Source organism: Streptomyces sp. NPDC027672 (assembly GCF_055566335.1).
On the sequence record NZ_JBVHSO010000009.1, the window covers coordinates 252312 to 275935 of the forward strand.

The following is a 23624-nucleotide window of genomic DNA, read 5'->3' on the forward strand; positions in this document are numbered from 1 at the left end:
ATACGCGGTGGCCGCCGTCCGGGGCGCGGGCGCCGCACGGGAGCACTCTGTGTCCTGTCTCGCCGGTTCCGTACGCCTTGTCGGTACGGCCTGGCGAAAGTCTTCTGGTCGGTGCGCTGCCCGACCCAGGTGGCTCCCGAGTACGAGGGCGGCGCTACGGCGTCCGTCCCTACGCGGGACCGTCCGCCATGGGCGCCGTCGCGGCGGCCGGCCGGGCCGTCAGGGCCCCGGCGGCCTCGCGGTCGGGCGCGAGCGGGTCGGTCACCGTGCCGGTCTCTTCATCGAACAGCCCCTGCGCCAGCCTGGTCACCGCTGCGGGGACCGGCGGCGCCAGGTCGGCCACGGCGCGGAGACCGGACAGGACGTCGTCGGGTCGTACGGCAGGCGTCACGTGCCGAACAACCAGCCGCAGTATCGCACAGGGCCGGTCGGTCGGCCTATCAGCCGGTGCACCGTGCGTTTCCAGACTCACCACGGCCGGGCGGGCGTCGAAGGTGCGGACGCCGTTCTTGGTCAGGCGCTGGACCTCGACGGCACCGGCCTCGTTGAAGGCCCGCACCGCGCGTTCGGCCTCGGCCGGCTCGACGCCGTCCAGCCGCAGCTCCCACACGGAGGCCGTCAGCCGGTCGGCGAGGCCCGCGGTGCGCGCCTCCACCGCGTCGGTGATGTCGAGCCCGGCGGGCAGCGACTCGTCGAGGAGGGCGCGCAGGGTCTCCGGGTCGCGCGCCTGGGTGAGCGCGATCTCCAGGTACTCCGCCTCACTGCCCGTGCCGGTGGGTGCGGCATTGGCGTACGACACCTTCGGGTGCGGCGTGAACCCGGCCGAGTACGCCATCGGCACCTCGGCGCGGCGCAGCGCCCGCTCGAAGGCGCGCTGGAAGTCTCGGTGGCTGGTGAACCTCAGGCGGCCGCGCTTGGTGTAACGCAGTCGGATGCGCTGCACCGCGGGTGCGGGCGGCGGGCCTTCGGGCTGTCGCTTGCCCAGTGTCCTAATCCTTCGTGAGTGCGGTCGTACTCCTACCAAGAGTACGTGTGTCGTGGGCCGTGGGTTCCCGCCGGTCCACCGCCTCGGGCCGGCGGGGCTCGCCGAACAGCATCCGGCGGAACTCGGCGCGGGTCTGCCGTACCGTGTCGCGGGCCGCGGCCAGCGCCTCGCGCGTGACCCGGCCCACCGCGCGCAGGCCCGCGGCGACGGGCCGCAGGACGGCGTCCCGTACGACGTGTCCGACGGGCGTGAGCACGGTCCGGTACACCCAGCGCACCGGCTCCACGAGGATCCACCGGAAGAGGGTCCCGAGGGCGCGGCCGACGGCCCGGGAGATCCGCCCGGCGACCCGCCAGGCGTGCCCGAGGGCGTCCGCCAACTCCCGCCCGAGGAAGGCGAGGAACCGGCCGGCCGGCGCGAGGACCCAGCGCCACAGGGCGAGCGCGGGCAGCACGAGCAGGACGCGGGCGGTCCAGTACAGGGCCAGGCCGGCGCCGGTGACGAGCAGTCCCAGTACCCGGCCGAGGCCCCGCGCACACCAGGCGACGGCCCGGCCGGCCGGGGCGAGGACCCAGGTGTACAGCCACCGCGCGGGTACGGTGATCAGGTACCGCGCCAGCCAGGCGACGGCCGTGTACGCACCGAACCCGAGGGCGGCCAGCACCGCGCCGGCGCCCGTCAGCAGCCAGGCGACCGCCCGGCCGGCGGGGCACAGCAGGCGCGCGTACATCCAGGCGAGCCCGGCCCCGGCACCGCGCGCCAGCCAGAGCAGGGCGTGTCCCAGGGGCGTGAGGACGCCCCGGTACAGCCAGCCGGCCGGCACGACGAGGAGGACGTGAGCGAGCCAGCCGAGCGCCCGGCCGACGGGCACCACGGCATACCGCCACAGGGCGACGAACGGCCATACGAACACGGCCCTGCCGAGCCACAGCAGCGCCCGCCCGAGCGGCCGCAGCACGGTGTCCCGCAGCAGCCGTCCGCCGGCGACGAGCGCGTCCCACACCATCCGCACCGGCACGACCAGCACCAGGACGACGATCCGCACGGGAAGCCGGACGGCGACGACGAGGCACCCTTCGGGCTGGCGGGACGGGGCGGCCGGCTTCTCAAGGTCCATACCCCATGAGACGCGCGAACCACCCGTTCGGATGCGGTCCCCTCCCGCACCGCCTCTCGACCGGGTACGCGGACCCTGGTCCGTCTCCGTCACCGCGCGGCCGCCTCGGACTCCCACACGTCCGCCTTGCGGACCTCCGGGCCCGTCACCCGTGCCGCGCCGGCCGTGCACAGCAGCCACAGCAGGTCGAGGGAGCCGAAGAACGATTCCCCCCAACTGTCCACCCAGACGCGGACCTGCGCCGGGCCCACCGGCACGGCGTCCCAGAATGCCCAGCCGCGGGACTCCTCGTCCGGATCGAAGCGGTAGATCCAGTTCTGCAGCGCCCAAGGGCTGCCGCCGCCGCGCTCGGTGTACGCGGTGCGGCCGAGCCGGGCGAATCGCTCGGGCACCTCGCCGTCCCGGGCGCAGACCGTCGTGAACCACTCCGGGAACTCGTCCGCCGGCAGGTCCTCGTCGTCGAACCGGGCCGTGCGGGCCAGTTGGAGCGCCGCCGCGAGGACCTGCCGTACCCGCTGCGCGTACTCCGCGGCGGAACCCTCGGCGACCTCGACGGTGAAGACCGCCAGAACGGGCGGAGCCGCATCGGCTGCCGGGCGCCGCCGGACGCGGTCCAGTTCCGCCGCGACGCTCTCCTCGCTGTGGATCACCGTTCGGTCCTGTCCTTCCCCCACGACGCGCCCGCAGTGGCCGGCGACCGCCTTCCGCAGGCCCACGCCCTGCCGGCGGAGACGTTCCGCACGGAGTCCTGGTTGCGCTGGTCGGCGGCAGCACGCGGATCGGTCCGCCTGCCGCCGGGTGGGCTTGGGTCCGCTGCGCTGCTGCCGTCAGCGGGCCGCGGTCGCGTATCCGTCGATGATGCGAGCCGCCTCCGCGAAGGGCATGTGGAAGAACTCGCGGTCCCTGCGGACGCGGTAGTCGGCGAGAAGGGCGTGGACCTCCGCTTCGACGCGCTGGGCGTGGGCGACCGTCCACGCGCCGCGGACGCCCCAGGGGATGATCACACCGGTGGCCGAGTTGATCTCTTTGGCCCGGGTCAGGGGGTCCCGGTCGGTGTAGCCGATCTTGAGCATCTCGGGGGCCTCGCGGGTGGAGAGCACATAGACGAAGCCACGGCCGTCGAGGGGAGCCGGCGTACCGGTGATGAAGTCGCCCAGCCGCCGCGGGAGTCCGGCCGCCGTCAGCGTCGCCGCCGTCTCGGCCGCTCCCTGCCAGTTCGCGTCCCTGATGCACAGGCGCAGGTGCTGGAGCGTGCCGGACGCCTGGCGTGCCTCCTTGAGGGGCGGGTAGCCCAACTGCGCGGAGACCGTGAACCAGTCCCACTGGTCCTTCTTGTACGTCCGGGTGAACAAGCCCTTGACCGTGGACAAGTCGTCGAGCCGGCCCAGGGCCGCGACATGGCCCTGGGCGAGGGTGGCGAGCACCGTCCGCGCGGCCTCGACACGCGCACGCTGCACATCAGGCTTGACGGGGGCCAGCCCGAAGCCCCACTTCTGCTCTATTCGTGTGACCTGCCGGCCCGCCCGCCCACGCGACTCCATACGGCAATCCTAGGCAGCCCCGGGTGCCTCCAGGACTCCCCGGGGGGCCCGTGGCCTCTCCGGGAACCGGCAGCGGCGCGCGGGAGGACGCCGCCGGCACCGACGGGCGAAATGCGCCCCGGCTGGGGAGAGGCCGGCACCGTGCAGCCGGCCCCGTGTCGTCACTCCACTTCGATGCCGTACTCCTGGACGAGCTGCTCCAGCCCTCCGGTGAACCCCTTCCCGCCGAGCACGAAGTCCCAGTCGCCGTTGGGCCTGCGCCGGAAGGAGCCGAGCACCAATGCGGTCTCGCCGGAGCGGCCGTCGGAGACCCCGAGCCGGCCGAGTTCGGTCATCGCCGGGTCCAGCAGCCGGATGCACGCATCGGTGAATCCGGACAGGTCGGCTTCCGGGTTCACCTCCGGGTCGACGGCCGCCGCGAGAACCAAGCGGTCGGCCGCTTCCGGCAGCGCGGCGAAGGAGACATGGAGCGCCGCCTTGTCCGGCGCCGCAGCCGGCACCGCGCGTACCGAACCGTCCGGAGTCTGCGGATTGTTGAAGAAGACGAAGTGGTCTTCGCCCAGGACGCGATCGCCACGGCAGACGAGGGCGCATACGTCCAGTGCGACTCTGCCGGACCACATCATGCCCAGCACGTTGTGGTCGTCGGGCGCCGCCGCAGGACGGGAGGGCGCCGGCTGCGCCGGAGCCGGTCGCCCACCCTCGCCCAGGCGCCCACGAAGCCCGTGCCGGTGCAGCAGGTCGACGAGTTCACCGCCCGAGATGAGTTCCAGGGGCTTGCCCCGAGCGAAGGTGTGCGAGCCGGGGCCGAAGCCCGCCGTGGTCACCAGCACGCCCTTGTTGGCGCCGACGTCCTGGACCGTCCCGTACAGGTCACGCACCGCAGTGGGCGGCACGGTGCTGCGGTAGCGCTTCACCTGTACGACGATCTTGCCGCCTCGGATGGGCGTCGGGTCCAGCGCGTCGACGTCCACGCCGCCGTCGTGGGAGCGCTGGGTCGTCACGGCCTGCATCCCCATGGCGCGGAACAGGTCGGCGACGAGTGACTCGAAGGCGATCGGATCCATGTCGTACAGGTCCGGTTCCTCGTCACCGCCGTGGGTGACGACATGATGGCCGACGTCCTGCGGCTTCCGGCCCGGGCGTACGGCGGTGAGCTGGTCGGGGCGGGACGCGAGCTGGCCCCTCAACGCGTCGGTCAGACAGCTGACCGCGTCCACCTGTTCCAGGTGCAGGCCGGCCAACGCCGCCCGCCGCGCCATGACGGTCGCAAGGACGATGTGCGTTCGCCTGCCCGTCGCCGGATCGTGGGCGTCCACGAAGCCGTTCAGGGCCACCGAGTCGAGGATGCCGTACTCGTCCGCCGCGAAGAGCTGGCGCAGGACCAGCAGCAGGCTCTGCGCCAGCACCTCTCGGTACAGCCCACGGCGCTGGGTCACAGGACGCGCGGACTCCTTGTCCTCGTCCTGGGCGGGCACGTACCTCACGGATTTCGCCTCGGGGACCACGTCGTACCCGGGCAGCTCCCAGTCCAGGACCAACTGCCGCGCCGCCGGGTCGAAGGCTGCCGCGACCTGCCGGGGGAACCCTTCGGGCCAGGCGGTCGACGCGTAGAGAGCGGCGGAGAAGTACTCCACCGCGGAGTCGGGGTCTCCCCGCCTGACGCCCTCGGTCACCTCGACGACGCCGGCGTTGTGCCGGTGCACTTCCGCCCGCAGGGCCCCGGTCCTTTGCTCGTGATCCCGCCTGAGGGCCGCCAGCCGCTGCTGCCGCTGTGCTTCGGCGGCTTGCGCGGCGTGCCAGTCCCGTTCGAAACGAGCCTGCGCCTCCGCCTGGACCTGGGCGCGCCGGTTCGCGGTCCAGCCTCCCTGCACCTGGTACCGGCTCGCATCCGGCATGCGCAGGGGCCAGGCGAGCTGTCCCGGGTCGAACGGCGGAATCTCCTCCGTGCGCATCAGGGACGACGCCCTGAAGGCCGGCGCCCGGCACCCCGCGACCAGCAGCCCCTGCAAGGCGGCGACCTGCGCGTCCAGCTCCTCCGTGCGCCGTCGCGCCTCCGCCTGCCGGTACTGCCGGTACTCCTGCGCGGCACGTCGTTGACGGGCCCGCGCCTGCCGTTCCTCTTCCCGGCGCCGTCTGGCCTCGGCTTCCACTTGACGCTGGTGCTGACGCTGCGCATCCGCCCAGACACCGACAAAACCAGCAGAGCGACGACTCATGCGCTACAGGCCCTCCCCAGGACGTCGGCACAGCCGACCACGCTCTGGTTGTCCCCACAACCAGCAGTAACCAAAGGACTCTATCCAGCGATCGCAGGCAGGGAAATCGACGTGTCAAAAGCAACGCGCACCGGCGGTTCCGGCGGGTCATGACACGCTCCGCAGCGCACACCGCCCCCTGCACCTCGAACGTGGTGTCCATGGTGCAGGGGGCGGTGGGTGCTGCGCGGTACGGCAGCGGACCGTCAGGGAAGGCGCACGTCAGTGTGTGTGGCCGCTTGTCGCCGGGGCCGGGCCCGCGTTCTTGACCGTCAGGGGCAGGAGCTTCTTGCCGGTGGGGCCGATCTGGATGTGGGTGTCCATCTGCGGGCAGACGCCGCAGTCGAAGCACGGGGTCCAGCGGCAGTCCTCGACCTCCGTCTCGTCGAGGGCGTCCTGCCAGTCCTCCCAGAGCCAGTCCTTGTCCAGGCCGGAGTCGAGGTGGTCCCAGGGCAGGACCTCCTCGTAGGTGCGCTCCCGGGTGGTGTACCAGTCGACGTCCACGCCGAAGGGGGCGAGGGCCTTGTCCGCGCACGCCATCCAGCGGTCGTAGGAGAAGTGCTCGCGCCAGCCGTCGAAGCGGCCGCCGTCGTCGTACACCGCGCGGATGACCGCGCCGATACGGCGGTCACCGCGGGAGAGCAGGCCCTCCACGATGCCGGGCTTGCCGTCGTGGTAGCGGAAGCCGATCGAGCGGCCGTACTTCTTGTCGCCGCGGATCTTGTCGCGCAGCTTGGCCAGCCGGGCGTCCGTCTCCTCCGCCGAGAGCTGCGGGGCCCACTGGAAGGGCGTGTGGGGCTTGGGCACGAAGCCGCCGATGGAGACCGTGCAGCGGATGTCCTGGGAGCCGGAGACCTCGCGGCCCTTCTGGATCACGCGGGTCGCCATGTCGGCGATCTGCAGGACGTCGTCGTCGGTCTCCGTGGGCAGGCCGCACATGAAGTACAGCTTCACCTGGCGCCAGCCGTTGCCGTACGCCGTGGCGACCGTGCGGATCAGGTCGTCCTCCGAGACCATCTTGTTGATGACCTTGCGGATGCGTTCGGAGCCGCCCTCGGGGGCGAAGGTCAGGCCGGAGCGGCGGCCGTTGCGGGTCAGCTCGTTGGCCAGGTCGATGTTGAAGGCGTCCACGCGGGTGGAGGGCAGGGAGAGGCCGATCTTGTCGTCCTCGTACCGGTCCGCGAGGCCCTTGGCGACCTCGCCGATCTCGCTGTGGTCCGCGGAGGAGAGGGACAGCAGGCCCACCTCCTCGAAGCCGGTCGCCTTCAGGCCCTTGTCGACCATCTCGCCGATGCCCGTGATGGACCGCTCCCGGACCGGCCGGGTGATCATGCCGGCCTGGCAGAAGCGGCAGCCGCGCGTGCAGCCGCGGAAGATCTCCACCGACATCCGCTCGTGGACGGTCTCGGCCAGCGGCACCAGGGGCTGCTTGGGGTACGGCCACTCGTCCAGGTCCATGACCGTGTGCTTGGACACCCGCCACGGCACGCCGGAGCGGTTCGGGACGACCCGGGCGATGCGGCCGTCCGGCAGGTACTCGACGTCGTAGAACGCCGGGATGTACACCCCGCCCGTCTTCGCCAGCCGGAAGAGGACTTCCTGCCGGCCGCCGGGGCGGCCCTCGGCCTTCCACTCGCGGATGATCCGGGTCATGTCGAGGACGGCCTGCTCGCCGTCGCCGATCACGGCCGCGTCGATGAAGTCGGCGATCGGCTCCGGGTTGAAGGCGGCGTGGCCGCCGGCCAGGACGATCGGGTCGTCGTCGGTGCGGTCCCGGGACTCCAGCGGGATGCCGGCCAGGTCCAGCGCGGTGAGCATGTTCGTGTAGCCCAGCTCCGTGGAGAAGCTGAGACCGAACACGTCGAACGCCTTCACCGGGCGGTGGCTGTCCACCGTGAACTGCGGGACGCCGTGCTCGCGCATCAGCGCCTCCAGGTCCGGCCAGACGCTGTAGGTGCGCTCGGCGAGGACGCCCTGCTGCTCGTTCAGGACCTCGTAGAGGATCATGACGCCCTGGTTGGGCAGGCCGACCTCGTACGCGTCCGGGTACATGAGCGCCCAGCGGACATCGCACTCGTCCCACGGCTTCACCGTGGAGTTGAGCTCGCCGCCGACGTACTGGATCGGCTTCTGCACGTGCGGGAGCAGAGCTTCGAGCTGCGGGAAAACCGACTCGACAGGCATCTCGCGAACCTTCGTGAGCTGACGGGGGTGACCATCAAGCGTAACCCGGACGGCGGTCCGGTCCGAACGGTCAGCCGGCTGCGGACGTCCCGCCGCCGGTCTCCTGCCACCGTACGGCCAGTTCGGCCTCCAGCCGGGCCGCGCGGGCCTCCTCCCTGCCGTACAGCAGCCCGTACGCGAACGTGTCCTCCCCCGCCGCGTGCGCCACCGCCGCCAGTTCCCGCAGGGTGCGGCGGGCCATGACGCCGTCGTGGTGGTCGCCGAGGAGGGTGGTGAGGGATTTCATGGCCTTGGTGAGGCCGCGGGCGCCGGTGGCCTCGGCCGCGTACCGGACGCGCTTGGCCTTCTTGCGGGCCTCGTGCAGGGCGCGGTCGCGGTCGTCGCCCGGTGGCAGCGCGAGCGCGTGCTCCATGCGGGCCGTCAGCTTCTTCGCGCCCTTGCGTACGGCCTTGCCGAGCGTCTTCCGCGGTTTCCCGCCGGCCGCCGCGCGCAGGGGCGGGTCGGTGAGCAGGGCGTCCAGGGTGTCGAGCAGGGCCAGGTGGCGGCGGGAGTCCAGGACGCCGGTCAGATGGGCGTGGGCGCCGCCGTGCCGGGCCCCGGCCCAGGCGGTGAGGCGGGCGCGGGCGGGGCCGGTGGCGAGGGCGGGCGGCAGCGCGTCGAGGGCGGTGGCCAGCCGGTCGGCCAGCACCTCCTGGTCGCGGTCGACGCCCAGCTCGCCCGCGAGCCACTTCAGCTCACCGCCGACGGGACCGGTGACGGAGCGGTCCAGGACGCCGGTGAAGGTGCGCAGGGTGGCGTGGGCGCGGCGGGCCGCGACCCGCATCCGGTGCACCGCGTCGGGGATGCCGCGGCGGACGGCGGGGTCGAGGGCGACCAGCGCGTCCCGCTGGGCGCGCAGGTAGGCGAGGACGTGGTCGCCGGCGGTCACCGGGCGCCCGGGTCCGCCGCTCCCCCGGCGGTGCCCGGCCGTCAGTTCCAGGGCGCGGACCAGTTTGGAGGGGGGCGGCGGCAGGGCGTGCGCCCGCCTTGCGCAGCCGTTTGTCCACCTGGTCGAGGAGGGCCGGGTCGCCGCCGTCGGCCAGTTCGACCTCGATCTCGGTCCACCGCACGGTGCGGCCCGCGCCGGTGAGCCGTTCGGCGGTCACGGTGTCCAGGCTCGCCTCGGCCAGCAGGGTGCCGTCCGCGTCGACCAGGTGCCGGACGTCACGCGCCGAGCGCAGCCGGACCAGCGGGAGCAGCGGGCGGTCCCGGACCCGGGAGCGGACCAGGGCGGCGATCTCCTCGGGGACGGTGTCGTGCAGCGGGGCCTGGATCTCGTCGCGGACTCCGGGGGCGACCGGGAACTTCAGGTGCCAGCCGGCGTCGGAGCCGCCGGTGCGGCGGCGCAGGGTGAGCGAGGCGGCGGTCAGGCGTTCGTCGGCGGTGTCGTAGTACGTCGCGTCCAGCTCGACCACGCCCTTGTCGAGGACCGCGGCCACCGCGCCGACACCGGTCAGGTCGGGCAGCCCGCCCTCGATGGATTCGTACTTGCGCTCGATCTCACGCCTTGCCTTCGCCATACACCGAATCTAGTGTCCGCGACGCCGATACGGCAGAGGACGGCCCGTGGCCCGCCCGCCACGCACCCGCGCCGGGCCGCCGCCACGCCACCGTCACCCCACCCGGAGGGCTACGCCGACATCGGTCGTTGCACCTTGATGGACTGGAGCAGTCCCACGGCCACCCAGACCGCGAACATCGACGAGCCTCCGTATGACACGAACGGCAGCGGCAGGCCGGTGACCGGCATGATGCCGAGGGTCATGCCGATGTTCTCGAAGGACTGGAAGGCGAACCAGGCGACGATCCCGGCGGCCACGATCGTCCCGTACAGCTCGGTCGAGTCGCGTGCTATCCGGCAGGCGCGCCACAGCAGGACGCCGAGCAGGAAGATGATCAGGCCCGCGCCGACGAAGCCCAGTTCCTCGCCCGCGACCGTGAACACGAAGTCCGTCTGCTGCTCGGGCACGAACTGGCCGGTGGTCTGCGAGCCGTGGAAGAGCCCGGCGCCGGTCAGCCCGCCGGAACCGATGGCGATCCGGGCCTGGTTGGTGTTGTAGCCGACGCCCGCCGGGTCCAGGTCGGGGTTGGCGAAGGCCGCGAACCGGTTGATCTGGTACTCGTCCAGGATGTGCAGCTGCCAGATCGCCACACAGCCGATCACTCCGGCGGTGAGCAGGCCGAAGACCCAGCGGTTGGAGGAGCCGGAGGCGAGCAGCACGCCCAGGATGATCGCCACCATCGCCAGCACCGAGCCGAGGTCGGGCATGAGCAGCAGGATCATGATCGGCACGGCGGCCAGGCACAGCGCCTGGAAGACGGTCCGGTGGTCGGGGAACGGCTTGTCGCCCGCGTCCACCCGCGCGGCCAGCAGCATGGCCATGCCCAGGATGATCGAGATCTTGAGGAACTCGGCGGGCTGGAGGGAGAAACCGCCGATGACGAGCCAGTTGCGCTGGCCGTTGATCGTCGCGCCGAGCGGGGTCAGGACGATCAGGGCGAGGAGCACCGACAGGCCGTAGAGGACCGGCACGGCGTTGCGCAGGGCGCGGTGGCCGAGCCAGAGCGTGGCGATCATCAGGGCGATCCCGATGCCGAGGTTCATCAGGTGCCGCAGCAGGAAGAAGTACGGGTCGCCCTGGTTGAGTTCGGTGCGGTTGCGGGTCGCCGAGTACACCAGCAGCGAGCCCAGCAGGGACAGGGCGGTGGCCGCGAGCAGTATCGGCCAGTCCAGCCTGCGGGTGAGCGAGTCGCGGGCGAAGAGCCTGGTCCAGCCGGCCCGCTCGGGGCCGTACCCGGAGACGGAGAAGCTGTTCGTGCCGGTCATGAGGGCATCCTCCGGCTTCCCCGCGGGCGGTGGCCGCGGCGCCTGCGGGTGGCGCGGTTGCCCGTGGTGGGCGACGGCGTGGTGCCCGCGGGCGGCTGGCCGGCGCCGTTGGTGGGGTTGTTCTTCTGGGCGGTCTCGGCGTCCTTCGCCGGGTCGCCGGTGACCTTGGGGGCGGCGATGGTGCCGTCCGTGCGGACCTTGGGCAGGCCCTTCTGCGGCTCGGGCAGCAGTGCCTGCTTCGGGTCGATGGAGCCGTCGCCCCGGACGCCGTAGAGCGCGCTGTAGATGTTGCGCACGGCTTCACCGGAGGCGCCGGAACCCGTGCCGGCCTGGGCGATCGTCATGATCACCGTGTAGTCCTTGGAATAGGTGGCCAGCCAGGACGTGGTCTGCTTGCCGTAGACCTCCGCCGTGCCGGTCTTGGCGTGCAGCGGGATCCTGTCCTGCGGCCAGCCGCCGAACTTCCAGGCCGCCGTGCCGCGGGTGATGACGCCCGCGAAGGCGTCGTCCATGCCCTTGAGGGTGGCCTGGCTGACCGGCAGCTTCCCGCGCTTCTTCGGCTTGATCTCCCGTGCGGTCTTGCCGTCGGGGCTGATGATCGCCTTGCCGATGGTCGGCTGGTACATCGTGCCGCCGTTGGCGACGGCGCCGTAGATCACGGCCTCCTGGATCGGCGTGACGAGGGTGTCGCCCTGGCCGATGGAGTAGTTGATCGAGTCGCCTTCGCGCATCTTGTTGCCTTCGAGGCAGTTCTCGTAGGCGATCTTCTCGACGTAGGTGCCGTCCTTCTTGCCGGTCCTGCACCAGGCGTCCTTGTTGGCCTTCCAGTACGCCTCTTTCCACTGGCGGTCGGGGACGCGGCCGGTGACCTCGTTGGGCAGGTCGACGCCGGTCTCCCTGCCGAGGCCGAACTGGTGGGCGGCGCGGTAGAAGTAGTCCTTGGGCCGGTTCGCGCCGGGGTGGATGCCGCCGTCCTTCTTCCACTCCTTGTCGGACAGGTAGTAGAAGACGGTGTCGCAGGAGACCTCCAGGGCGCGGCCGAGGGAGATGGGGCCGAAGTTCTCGCCCTCGAAGTTCTTGAAGACCTGGTTGCCCACCGAGTAGGAACTCGTGCACGGGTAGCGGCCGTCGAAGGCGTAGCCGGCCTCGACCGCGGCGGCCGTGGAGACCACCTTGAACGTCGAACCGGGCGCGGCCTGACCCTGTATGGCCCGGTTGAGCAGCGGGTAGTCCGAGTCCTTGCCGGTGAGGGCCGTGTAGTCCTTCGCGGAGATGCCGCCGACCCAGACGTTCGGGTCGTAGGTCGGCGCGGAGGCCATCGCCACGATCCGGCCGGTCTTGGCCTCCATCACCACGACGGCACCGGAGTCGGCCTTGTAATTGGTGCCGGTGATCTTGTCGTACTGCTGGCGGGCCGCCTTCATCGCCTTGTCCAGCTCGTACTCCGCGACCCGTTGGACGCGGGAGTCGATGCTGGTGACCAGGTTCGAGCCGGGCTGGGCGGCGTCCGACTCGGCCTTGCCGATGACCCGGCCGAGGTTGTCGACCTCGTAACGGGTGACGCCGGCCTTGCCGCGCAGCACCTTGTCGTACGTCCGCTCCAGGCCGGACCGGCCGACCATGTCGGAGCGCAGGTAGGGCGAGTCGGTGTCCTTGGCCTGCTGGATCTCCTCGTCGGTGACGGGCGAGAGATAGCCGAGCACCTGGGCGGTGTTGGACTTGCCGGGGCCCGGGTAGCGGCGGACGGCCTCGGGCTCGGCGGTGATGCCGGGGAAGTCCTCGGAGCGCTCGCGGATCTGCAGGGCCTGCTTGGCGGTGGCCTCGTCGGTGATCGGGATCGGCTGGTACGGCGAGCCGTTCCAGCAGGGCTGGGGCGTCTTGGCGTCGCACAGCCGGACCTTGCGCAGGACCTCCTGCGGGTCCATGCCGAGGACGCCGGCCAGCTTGGTCAGGACGGCCTTGCCGTCGTCCGGCTGCTTCAGCAGGTCGGTGCGGGAGGCGGAGACCACCAGCCGGGTCTCGTTGTCCGCGAGGGGCACGCCGCGGGCGTCGAGGATGTCCCCGCGCACGGCGGCGTCGACCACCTGCTGGACGTGGTTGCCGGACGCCTCCTTCTGGTACTCCGCGCCCTGGCGGATCTGCAGGTACCACAGCCGGCCGCCGAGCGTGCCGAGCAGGGAGAGGACGAGGATCTGGATGACGACGAGCCGGATCTGGACCCGTGGGGTCCGACCGGTCTCGGGAATGTTGGTCACTGCGGCTGTCTCCCCCTCTCAGTGCGCGGACGTGTGGGCGTGCGGCGTGGGTACGCGGTGCGGGTGGGTGCGCGCCGGCCGGGCGGGCACGCATGAGGAACGACCGGCCGGTGCGCCCGCGTTCCAGGAAAGCTGACCCGATCGAGTGAACCCGCCGGGGTCGAACTCGTCGCCGTTCACAGCCGCTTGACTCCCTTGATCCGGCCGACCCGGGCGGAGCGGGTGCGGGCCTTGGCCTTCAGCGCGCCGAGACCGCCGCGCTGGCCGCCGACGCGCAGCCCGGTGCCGGAGGAGAGCCAGCCTGCGGAGATGTCGCCGGCCTTGGCCGCGGGGCCGGTCTCGGCGAGCGGGTCGTTGTCGGAGCGGCGGGCCAGCCACATCACCGCGGGCACCACGAACGGGGCGAGCAGCAGGTCGTACAGGGCGGCGGAGAACAGCAGCCCCGGCAGGCCGACATGACGGGCGGCGGTGTCGCCGACCAGGGCGCCCACACCGGCGTAGAGCAGGGTGGAGCCGACGGCGGCGGCGACCACGACGGCCATGGGGCCGGCCGCCGACTTCAGCCGGCCGTTCTCCGGCCGGACCAGGCCGGCGAAGTAGCCGGTGACGCACAGGACCAGGGCGTAGCGGCCGGCCGCGTGGTCGGCGGGCGGGGCGAGGTCGGCGAGCAGGCCGGCGCCGAAGCCGACGAGGGCGCCGCCGACATGGCCGTAGACCATCGCCAGGCCCAGGACGGTGAGCAGCAGCAGGTCGGGGACCGCGCCCGGCAGGTGCAGCCGGGCGAGGACGCTCACCTGGATCACCAGGGCCACGACGACGAGCGCGGTGGCGAGCAGGATCCGGTTGGCACGCATGGGATTCGGCTCCTACTGCTGCTCGTTGGTGGCGGTGGCGTTGTCGCTCTGGGGCGTGCCGGCCCCCGGGGAGACCGTGACGGTCACCGTCGGGGTCGGGACCGGCTTCGGCTTGGCCGGGAGCACGGTGTCCCGCGGGTCCTTCTTCGGGCCCTGGACGACCACGCCGACGACGTCCAGCTTGGTGAAGCCGACGTACGGGGTGACGTACAGGGTGCGGGTCAGGCCGCCGCCGGAGGGGTCCACGCGGGAGACCACGCCGACCGGGACACCGGGCACGAACGGCTTGTCGGCCTGCGAGCCGAAGGTGACGAGCCGGTCGCCCTTCTTCACCTCCGCCTTGCCGTTGAGCAGTTCCACGCGCAGCGGACGGTCGCCCTGGCCGGAGGCGAAGCCGAGTTCGTCGCTGCCCTCCATGCGGGTGCCGACGGTGAAGTCGGGGTCGTTGGCCAGCAGCACGGTGGAGGTGCCGGGGCCGACCGTGGTGACCCGGCCGACCAGGCCGTCGGCGTTGAGGACGGTCATGTCCCGCCGGATGCCGTCGTCGGCGCCGGCGTCGATGGTGATGGTCCAGGAGAAGCCCTGCGCCGACCCGATGGCGATGACCTGGGCGCCCTTGATGCCGTACTGCCCCTCGCCGGCCAGCTTCAGCATCCTGTCGAGCTGCTTGAGGCGGCTGCGGGTGCGGTCGTCGCTGCCCAGCTTGGCCTTGAGGGCGGCGTTCTCCTTCTCCAGCGCGGCGAGCCGGTCGTGCCGGGTGCCCGAGTCGCGGACGGCGGAGACGGCGTCGCCGACCGGGTCGACCGCGGAGGACAGTCCGTCCTCCACCGGTCCGAACGCCGCCGCGGCGGCGTGCCGGGCCCCGTCGACCGGCGAGTTGCGCCCTCCGCGGATGTCCACCGTGATCAGCGCGAACGCGATGGCGACCAGCAGGACCAGGAGCAGCCGGCTCTCTTTCGTGTCCCTCACGTGCGGCGGCCGTGCCCTTCCTCAAGTAGGAATTCGGCGGACCCTTGGAAAACGCGAACGGTGCGGCGCGAACCGAAGGGGCCCATGGGGGGAGCGTATGTCTCTATATCGACGATCCGCCGCACGAGAGGAGAACATCTCGTACGGCGGAATCGGAGAGTGCCGTCATCTGCGCGGCTGGGCGTCCAGGACCTGCTGGAGCGCCTCGAACTCCTCGACGCACTTCCCGGAGCCGAGCGCGACGCTGTCCAGCGGGTCCTCGGCGATGTGGATCGGCATGCCGGTCTCCCGCCGCAGCCGCTCGTCGAGGCCGCGCAGCAGCGCGCCGCCGCCGGTCAGGACGATGCCCCGGTCCATGATGTCGCCGGACAGCTCCGGCGGGCACTTGTCGAGGGTGGTCTTGACCGCGTCCACGATCGCGTTGACCGGCTCCTCGATGGCCTTGCGGACCTCCGCCGCCGAGATGACGACGGTCTTCGGCAGTCCGGACACCAGGTCCCGGCCGCGCACCTCGGTGTGCTCGTCGGTGTCGAGCTCGTACGCCGAACCGATCGTGATCTTGATCTGTTCGGCGGTGCGCTCGCCCAGCAGGAGGCTGTACTCCTTCTTGATGTACTGGATGATCGCGTTGTCCAGTTCGTCGCCGGCGACGCGGATCGACTGGGCGGTGACGATGCCGCCGAGCGAGATGACCGCGACCTCCGTGGTGCCGCCGCCGATGTCCACCACCATGTTGCCCGTGGCCTCGTGGACGGGCAGCCCGGAGCCGATGGCGGCGGCCATGGGCTCCTCGATGATGTGCACCTGACGGGCGCCGGCCTGGGAGGACGCCTCGATGACCGCGCGGCGCTCGACGCCGGTGATGCCCGAGGGCACGCAGACCACGACCCGGGGCCGGGCCAGGTAGCGCCGCTTGTGGATCTTCAGGATGAAGTAGCGGAGCATCCGCTCGGTGATCTCGAAGTCGGCGATGACGCCGTCCTTCAGCGGCCGGACGGCCACGATGTTGCCCGGCGTCCGGCCGATCATCTTCTTCGCTTCGGCACCGACGGCCAGAATGCCGCCCGTGTTGGTGTTGATCGCCACGACGGACGGTTCGTTCAGTACGATCCCGCGACCCCTGACGTACACCAGCGTGTTGGCGGTCCCGAGGTCGACAGCCATGTCACGGCCGATGAACGACATTGAGTTCCCCATCCGGATTCATCTGGCTTTCCTGAGCTCTTGAACGCATGTCAGGTCGGCGAGGCGGGTGCTGTGACGTGAAGGCTTCCATCGTAAACGCGCCTGCACGAACACTGCGCGAGGGTCTCCGCCATTGTCACCAGATGGCGTGGCGCCCCGCTTGTGGAGACGGGCGTTCGGGGGCGCGCGTTCCCTCAAATGCCCCGGACCATGCCAGAAGGGTCCGGGACGGGCCCGGACCTCGTCCGCGACGGTTCCCGGCCTCAGGCACGGCCCGGGAAGAAGAGCTTCACCTCGCGCTCGGCGGACTCCTCGGAGTCCGAGGCGTGGATCAGGTTCTCGCGCACGATCACGCCGTAGTCCCCGCGGATCGAGCCGGGCGCGGCGGCGACCGGGTCGGTGGGGCCGGCGAGCGCGCGCACGCCCTCGATCACCCGCTCGCCCTCCACGATCAGCGCGACGACCGGCCCGGAGGACATGAACTCCACCAGCGGCTCGTAGAACGGCTTGCCCTTGTGCTCGCCGTAGTGCTGCTCCAGCGTGTCCTGGTCCAGGGTGCGCAGCTCCAGCGCGGTGATCCGCCAGCCGGCCTTGCGCTCGATCCGGCTGATGATCTCGCCGGTCAGGCCGCGCCGGACGGCGTCGGGCTTGAGCAGGACGAGGGTGCGCTGGGACACGAGGGGCTCCTTACACGACGTACGGGTGCGGTGGGACGAGGTTACAGGGCGTGTCGGGGCGCCTGTTACGCAGCGTCAGCCGGGGAGGAGGAGGACCGGGCCTGCGCCGCGAAGCGGGCCTTCGCCTCGTCCACCTTTCTCCCGAAGTGCACCGAAGCCCACCACAGCGCCGCGAAGACCGCGCCCATGAAGTACATCGTGGGGACGAAGACACCGGAGGCGATCAGGGCGATCTGCAGGGCCCAGCCGAGGGCCACCCCGCCGGGCCGGGTCACCATGCCGCACAGCAGCAGGCACAGCAGCATGGCGATCCCGCTGACCAGCCACACCGTCGATACGGCCAGGTCCGGGTCCTTCATGGCGACCAGCCCGGCGAAGCCGATGACGAAGAACTCGCCGAGCAGGGTCGACGCGCAGAGCGTACGCATGGCCGGTCCTCAGCCCTTTCCCAGCAGCAGCCGGGCCTCGCCGACCGTGATGACGGAACCGGTGACGAGCACACCGCCGCCGGCGAACTCGCCCTCCTCCTCGGCCAGCGTGATCGCGGCCTCCAGGGCGTCCGGCAGCCGCGGCTCGACCTGCACCCGCTCGTCGCCGAAGACCTCGACGGCGATCGCGGCCAGCTCGTCCGCGTCCATGGCGCGCTGGCTGGAGTTCCGGGTGACGACGATCTCGGCGAAGATCGGCTCGAACGCCTCCAGCAGCCCGCGCACGTCCTTGTCGCCGCTCGCGCCGACGACGCCGATCAGCCGGCTGAAGTCGAACGCCTCCCGCACGGCCTCGGCGGCGGCCGCGGCGCCCGCCGGGTTGTGCGCGGCGTCCAGCACGACCGTCGGGGAGCGCCGGACGACCTCCAGGCGGCCCGGCGAGGAGACGGCCGCGAACGCCTTGCGCACGGTGTCGACGTCCAGCGGCTCGGCGCGCTGCGCGCCGACGCCGAAGAACGCCTCCACGGCGGCGAGCGCGACGGCCGCGTTGTGCGCCTGGTGGGCGCCGTGCAGCGGGAGGTACACCTCGGGGTACTCGCCGCCGAGGCCGCGCAGGGTGACCAACTGTCCGCCGACGGCGACCTGCCGGGCGACGACGCCGAACTCCAGTCCCTCGCGGGCGACCGTGGCGTTCACCTCGACGGCCTTCTTCAGCAGCACCTGCGCCGCGTCCACCGGCTGCTGGGCCAGGATCACGGTCGCGTCCTGCTTGATGATGCCGCTCTTCTCGCCGGCGATCGCCGCGGGCGTCGCGCCGAGCCGGTCGGTGTGGTCGAGGTCGATGGGGGTCACCACGGCCACGTCCGCGTCGATCACGTTCGTGGCGTCCCAGGAGCCGCCCATGCCGACCTCGACGACGGCGACGTCCACGGGCGCGTCCGCGAAGGCCGCGTACGCCATGCCGGTGAGCACCTCGAAGAAGGAGAGCCGGTACTCCTGCTGTCCGTCCACCATCTCGACGTACGGCTTGACGTCCTGGTACGTCTCGATGAACCGCTCGGCGGAGACCGGGGCGCCGTCCAGGCTGATCCGCTCGGTGATCGACTGCACGTGCGGGCTGGTGTAACGGCCGGTGCGCAGCTCGAAGGCGCCGAGCAGGGCCTCGATCATGCGGGCGGTGGAGGTCTTGCCGTTCGTGCCGGTGATGTGGATCGACGGGTACGACCGCTGGGGCTCGCCCAGGACGTCCATCAGCGCGGAGATCCTGCTGACCGAGGGCTCCAGCTTGGTCTCGCCCCAGCGGGTGGCCAGCTCCGCCTCGACCTCGCGCAGCGCCTTGTCGACCTCCGGGTCCTCCGGGCGGGCCGGTACGTCGGCCTCCGGCGGGCCGCCCTGGGTGCGCAGGGTGCGGCTGCCGGCCTCGATGACCGCGAGGTCGGGGTCGCGGGTCGTCTCGGCCTCGATGATCTCGTCGAAGCTGTCGAGGGGGTCGGGGGTGTCGCTGGTGCCGGGGTGGTCGCTCACGGGGCCAGTCTACGGAGACCGACCGGGAAAGGGGCGGTTCGGGGGTGGCTGCCCATCGTCTCGGGGGCGACTGCCCGTCGTCTCGGGGGCGACTGCCCGTCGTCTCGGGGGCGACTGCCCGTCGTCTCGGGGGCGACTGCCCGTCGTCGCCGGGTGCGGGTCCGGCGCGGGGCCCGGGGGTCGGGCGGGGGGAGCGCCTGCCGGATACGACTCCGCGCGGGCGCGGATCCCTCGCGGGGCCCGGCGGCCGGGCGGCGGGAGCGCCTGCGGGATACCGCCCCGCGCGGATGCGGGCCCGACGCGGGACACGGCGTCCCGGCGGCGGAAGCACCTGCCGGATACCACCCCGCGCGGGCGCGGATCCCTCGCGGGGCCCGGCGGCCGGGCGGCGGGAGCGCCTGCCGGATACCACCCCGCGCGGATGCGGGCCCGACGCGGATCCCGGCGACCGGGCGGCGGGACCGCCTGCCGGCTGCGGCTCCGCGCGGATGCGGGTCCCTCGCGGGACACGGCGCCCCGGCGGCGGAAGCACCTGCCGGATACGACTCCGCGCGGGCGCGAGTCCGGCGCGGGAACCGGCGGCCAGGCGGCGGAAGCACCTGCCGGACACGACCCCACGCGGATGCGGGTCCCGGCGGCCGGGCGGCGCGACCGCCTGCCGGACACGACACCGCACGGACGCGGGCCCGGCGCGGGACCCGGCGGCCGGGCGGCGCGACCGCCTGCCGGACGCGACCCCGCTCGGATGCGGGTCCAGCGCGGGCCCCGGCGCCCAGGCGACGGGACCGTCTGCCGGTTACGGTTCCGCGCAGATGCGGGCCCGGCCCCGGCGGTCGGGCGGCGGAAGCACCTGCCGGATACGGCCCCGGGCCGCCGTGGGGCATGGGAAGGCCCCGGGGCCTTGGTGGCGCCGGGGCCTTCGGGCGGCGTCAGGTGCGCGCCGCGGTGCGCGGGTGACTCACGCTGCCGGCAGCTTGTCCAGCTGGGCGGTGATGCGGGCGATGTCCTCCTCCGCCTTGGCGAGGCGGGTGCGGATCTTGCCGACCACCTGGTCCGGGGCCTTCGCGAGGAACGCCTCGTTGCCCAGCTTGGCCGTGGCCTGGGCCTTCTCCTTCTCCGCGGCGGCCAGGTCCTTCGCCAGGCGCTTGCGCTCCGCGGCGACGTCGATCGTGCCGGACAGGTCCAGGGCGACCTCGGCGCCCGCCACCGGCAGGGTCGCCGTGGCCGTGAAGGCGTCGCCCTCGGGCTGGAGGCGCAGGAGCTGGCGGATGGCGGCCTCGTGCGGGGCGAGCTGGGTGCCGTCGAGCGCGAGGCGGGCCGGGACCCGCTGGCCGGGCTGGAGGCCCTGGTCGGCGCGGAAGCGACGGACCTCGGTGATGACCGACTGGAGGGTGGAGATCTCCTGCTCGGCGGCCGTGTCGCGGAAGCCGCTGTCCTTCGGCCACTCGGCGATCACCACGGACTCGCCGCCCGTCAGCGTCGTCCACAGGGTCTCCGTGACGAACGGGACGACCGGGTGGAGCAGCCGGAGGGTGACGTCGAGGACCTCGCCGAGGACCCGCCGGGAGACCTTGGCCGGCTCGCCGCCCGCCTGGAAGACGGTCTTGGACAGCTCCACGTACCAGTCGAAGACCTCGTCCCACGCGAAGTGGAACAGGGCGTCGGAGAGCTTCGCGAACTGGAAGTCGTCGTAGTAGGCGTCGACTTCGGCGACGACCGAGTTGAGGCGGGACAGGATCCAGCGGTCCGTCGCCGACAGGGCGGACGGGTCCGGCAGCGGACCCTCCACCGTCGCGCCGTTCATCAGCGCGAAGCGGGTCGCGTTCCAGATCTTGTTGGCGAAGTTGCGCGAGCCCTGGACCCAGTCCTCGCCGATCGGCACGTCCACGCCCGGGTTGGCGCCGCGGGCCAGGGTGAAGCGCAGGGCGTCGGAGCCGTACTTGTCCATCCAGTCCAGCGGGTTGACCGCGTTGCCGAAGGACTTCGACATCTTCTTGCCGAACTGGTCGCGGACCATGCCGTGCAGGGCGATGGTGTGGAACGGCGGGGTGCCGTCCATCGCGTACAGGCCGAACATCATCATCCGGGCGACCCAGAAGAAGAGGATGTCGTAGCCGGTGACCAGGACGGAGTTCGGGTAGAACTTCGCGAGCGACTCGGTCCGCTCGGGCCAGCCGAGGGTGGAGAACGGCCACAGGCCGGAGGAGAACCAGGTGTCGAGGACGTCGGTGTCCTGGTGCCAGCCCTCGCCGGCCGGCGGCTCCTCGCCGGGGCCCACGCAGACGACCTCGCCGTCCGGGCCGTACCAGACGGGGATGCGGTGGCCCCACCACAACTGCCGCGAGATGCACCAGTCGTGCAGGTTGTCGACCCAGTCGAAGTACCGCTTCTCCATCTCCTGCGGATGGATCGTGACCTTGCCCTCGCGGACCGCGTCGCCGGCCGCCTTCGCCAGCGGGCCGACCTTGACCCACCACTGCATGGACAGGCGCGGCTCGATGGTGGTCTTGCAGCGCGAGCAGTGGCCGACGGAGTGGGCGTACGGCCGCTTCTCGGCGACGATCCGGCCCTCGGCGCGCAGCGCGGCGACGATCGCCGAGCGGGCCTCCAGGCGGTCCATGCCCTGGAAGGGGCCGTGGACGGTGATGACGGCGTGCTCGTCCATCACGGTGAGGGACGGCAGATCGTGGCGCTGGCCGATCTCGAAGTCGTTCGGGTCGTGGGCCGGGGTGACCTTGACGGCGCCGGTGCCGAACTCCGGGTCGACGTGGGTGTCCGCGACGACCGGGATGGAGCGGTCGGTCAGCGGCAGCCGGATCAGCTTGCCGACGAGGTGCCGGTAGCGCTCGTCGTCGGGGTGGACGGCGACGGCCGTGTCGCCGAGCATCGTCTCGGCGCGGGTGGTGGCGACGACGATGGTGTCGTCCCCCTCGCCGTACGTCATGGAGACCAGTTCGCCGTCGTCGTCCTGGTACTCGACCTCGATGTCCGAGATCGCCGTCAGACAGCGCGGGCACCAGTTGATGATGCGCTCGGCGCGGTAGATCAGCTCGTCGTCGTAGAGCTTCTTGAAGATGGTCTGGACGGCCTGGGACAGGCCCTCGTCCATCGTGAAGCGCTCCCGGGACCAGGCGACGCCGTCGCCCAGGCGGCGCATCTGGCCGCTGATCTGGCCGCCGGACTCGCCCTTCCAGCGCCAGACGCGCTCGACGAACGCCTCACGGCCCAGGTCGTGCCGGGACTTGCCTTCCTTGCCCAGCTCGCGCTCGACCACGTTCTGGGTGGCGATGCCGGCGTGGTCCATGCCGGGCTGCCACAGCGTCTCGTAGCCCTGCATGCGCTTGCGGCGGGTGAGCGCGTCGATCAGGGTGTGCTCGAAGGCGTGCCCGAGGTGCAGGCTGCCCGTGACGTTCGGCGGCGGGATGACGACGGTGAACGGCGGCTTGTCGCTCTTCGCGTCCGCCTCGAAGTAACCCCGCTCCACCCAGCGCTCGTACAGCGGCCCCTCTACATCGGCCGGCGCGTACTGGGTCGGCAGTTCGGTGTCGGGCGCGGGTGGCTGCTGCTGAGCGTTCTCGGTCACGGCGCCAGTTTAGAGGTGTCACGGGGTGGTCCCGAAACGCGTTTGTTCTGTAACGGTGCGGCCCCCCGGTGCCGTGCGGCCCCCGGGCCTGGGCCAGGATGTCAGGAACACATAAGCTTCTGGAGGGGAACCCAGGAATGAGCAACAACCAGCCGGGCCCGTACGGCCAGCCGCCCCAGCAGCCGGGCCCGTACGGCCAGCCGGGGCAGCCTGGGCCGTACGGGCAGCCGGGCCCCTACGGCCAGCAGCCGCAGGCTCCCCAGCCCGGCTACGGCCAGCAGCCGCAGGCCCCGCAGCCCGGCTACGGCTATCCCCAGCAGGCCCCTCCGGCGCCGCAGCCGGGATACGGCTACCCGCAGCAGGGCGCCCCGCAGCAGCCGGGCCCGTACGGCCAGCCGCCGCAGCAGCCGAGCCCCTACGGCCAGCAGCCCTACGGCGTGCCGCAGCCGCCGCAGGCGTCCGGCGGGAAGAAGAAGACCGGGCTGATCATCGGCGCGGTGGCCGTGGTGGCGGCGGTCGCGGTGGGCGCGTACTTCGTGCTGGGCAGCGGTGGCGGCAGCAGCCTCGCGGACGACGGCCCGCACAAGCTGACGACGCCGGCGACGGTGCTGTCGGAGTACAAGAAGTCCAAGAGCGACAGCGGCTCGATGACGGACAGCGACACCAAGGACGCCGAGAAGTGGGGCGTGAAGGATCCGCACGACGTCAGCGCCGCCTACCAGGCCGGTGACGCGGACAACCCGCTGAGCAAGAAGATGATCAACTTCGGTGGCGTCTACGGCACGATCGACGACCCCGAGAAGACCGTGGACGCGGTGTTCGCCTACTTCAAGTCCGAGTCGCAGAAGAAGGACAACAGCGACGACGTCGCGCTGAAGGGCGAGCCGACCGCGTACAAGCCGGCCGCGCTCGACGGCGCGGTCCTCAAGTGCCAGCAGGCCACCGCTCCCACCGGTTCCAGCAGCGGCGGCCCGAAGGACGTGACGCTGTCGATCTGCGTCTGGGGCGACCACAGCACCATCGGGTTCGTCATGCCGATGGACTTCGCCAACCTCGCGGCGGGCCGGAGCAGCGACCCGGCCGCCGACGCGGAACTGGCCGCCAAGCTGCGCAACGAGGTCCGCGTCAAGGCCTGACGCGGCGGGAGACATGCGAAGGGGCCCCGGCCGGTCGGCCGGGGCCCCTTCGCATGTCCGGG

General features: G+C 72.0%; 16 protein-coding genes and 1 pseudogene. 1 reads left to right on the top strand and 16 read right to left on the bottom strand.

What is annotated here, in order from left to right; genetic code table 11:
• Nucleotides 1-169 precede the first annotated feature (169 nt).
• From ACZ4SV_RS22990 to ACZ4SV_RS23065, 16 genes and pseudogenes are all read right to left on the bottom strand, one after another.
• Entirely contained in the window at nucleotides 170-943 is a 774-nt protein-coding gene (locus tag ACZ4SV_RS22990; protein WP_397942819.1) for a TIGR03936 family radical SAM-associated protein, read from the bottom strand.
• 46 nt (nucleotides 944-989) lie between these two features.
• Nucleotides 990-2102: a hypothetical protein gene (locus ACZ4SV_RS22995; RefSeq protein ID WP_468006186.1), complete on the bottom strand. Its 1113-nt coding sequence runs from the start codon at nucleotides 2100-2102 to the stop codon at nucleotides 990-992.
• A gap of 89 nt (nucleotides 2103-2191) precedes the next feature.
• Nucleotides 2192-2752 (bottom strand): hypothetical protein, encoded by a 561-nt coding sequence (locus tag ACZ4SV_RS23000; RefSeq protein ID WP_468006187.1) that lies wholly within the window; start codon nucleotides 2750-2752, stop codon nucleotides 2192-2194.
• A gap of 177 nt (nucleotides 2753-2929) precedes the next feature.
• Nucleotides 2930-3643, bottom strand: coding sequence for a GIY-YIG nuclease family protein (locus ACZ4SV_RS23005; RefSeq protein ID WP_468006188.1), 714 nt, complete (start codon nucleotides 3641-3643; stop codon nucleotides 2930-2932).
• A gap of 161 nt (nucleotides 3644-3804) precedes the next feature.
• A complete protein-coding gene (locus ACZ4SV_RS23010; protein ID WP_468006189.1) occupies nucleotides 3805-5862 on the bottom strand; it encodes a restriction endonuclease in 2058 nt (685 codons plus the stop codon).
• A gap of 261 nt (nucleotides 5863-6123) precedes the next feature.
• Nucleotides 6124-8085 carry a TIGR03960 family B12-binding radical SAM protein gene (locus tag ACZ4SV_RS23015; protein ID WP_468006190.1) on the bottom strand — a complete coding sequence of 654 codons (1962 nt, stop codon included), beginning with the start codon at nucleotides 8083-8085 and terminating at the stop codon, nucleotides 6124-6126.
• A gap of 70 nt (nucleotides 8086-8155) precedes the next feature.
• Nucleotides 8156-9644: pseudogene (locus tag ACZ4SV_RS23020) on the bottom strand (CYTH and CHAD domain-containing protein).
• A 110-nt stretch (nucleotides 9645-9754) separates the two neighbouring features.
• Entirely contained in the window at nucleotides 9755-10951 is a 1197-nt protein-coding gene (gene rodA, locus ACZ4SV_RS23025) for a rod shape-determining protein RodA (RefSeq protein WP_365876012.1), read from the bottom strand.
• On the bottom strand, nucleotides 10948-13206 hold the full coding sequence (gene mrdA / locus ACZ4SV_RS23030) for a penicillin-binding protein 2 (protein ID WP_468006191.1): 2259 nt from the start codon (nucleotides 13204-13206) through the stop codon (nucleotides 10948-10950). The genes rodA and mrdA overlap by 4 nt, the downstream gene beginning before the upstream one ends.
• A 176-nt stretch (nucleotides 13207-13382) precedes the next feature.
• The gene (mreD, locus tag ACZ4SV_RS23035) at nucleotides 13383-14060 is read right to left on the bottom strand and encodes a rod shape-determining protein MreD (protein WP_365876008.1); all 678 of its coding nucleotides are present in this window, start codon (nucleotides 14058-14060) and stop codon (nucleotides 13383-13385) included.
• 12 nt (nucleotides 14061-14072) lie between these two features.
• Nucleotides 14073-15029: a rod shape-determining protein MreC gene (gene mreC, locus ACZ4SV_RS23040; protein ID WP_365876006.1), complete on the bottom strand. Its 957-nt coding sequence runs from the start codon at nucleotides 15027-15029 to the stop codon at nucleotides 14073-14075.
• A 165-nt stretch (nucleotides 15030-15194) separates the two neighbouring features.
• A complete protein-coding gene (locus ACZ4SV_RS23045; RefSeq protein WP_208036593.1) occupies nucleotides 15195-16214 on the bottom strand; it encodes a rod shape-determining protein in 1020 nt (339 codons plus the stop codon).
• Between the two features lie 263 nt (nucleotides 16215-16477).
• Nucleotides 16478-16891 (bottom strand): nucleoside-diphosphate kinase, encoded by a 414-nt coding sequence (gene ndk, locus ACZ4SV_RS23050; protein ID WP_365876004.1) that lies wholly within the window; start codon nucleotides 16889-16891, stop codon nucleotides 16478-16480.
• A gap of 65 nt (nucleotides 16892-16956) precedes the next feature.
• The gene (locus tag ACZ4SV_RS23055; protein ID WP_365876002.1) at nucleotides 16957-17319 is read right to left on the bottom strand and encodes a DUF4233 domain-containing protein; all 363 of its coding nucleotides are present in this window, start codon (nucleotides 17317-17319) and stop codon (nucleotides 16957-16959) included.
• A 9-nt stretch (nucleotides 17320-17328) separates the two neighbouring features.
• Nucleotides 17329-18843 carry a bifunctional tetrahydrofolate synthase/dihydrofolate synthase gene (gene folC, locus ACZ4SV_RS23060; RefSeq protein WP_468006192.1) on the bottom strand — a complete coding sequence of 505 codons (1515 nt, stop codon included), beginning with the start codon at nucleotides 18841-18843 and terminating at the stop codon, nucleotides 17329-17331.
• A gap of 958 nt (nucleotides 18844-19801) precedes the next feature.
• Entirely contained in the window at nucleotides 19802-22426 is a 2625-nt protein-coding gene (locus ACZ4SV_RS23065; protein WP_468006193.1) for a valine--tRNA ligase, read from the bottom strand.
• Between the two features lie 137 nt (nucleotides 22427-22563).
• Between ACZ4SV_RS23065 and ACZ4SV_RS23070 the strand changes: the two genes are divergently transcribed.
• A complete protein-coding gene (locus ACZ4SV_RS23070; protein WP_468006194.1) occupies nucleotides 22564-23562 on the top strand; it encodes a hypothetical protein in 999 nt (332 codons plus the stop codon).
• The last annotated feature ends 62 nt before the right edge of the window (nucleotides 23563-23624 follow it).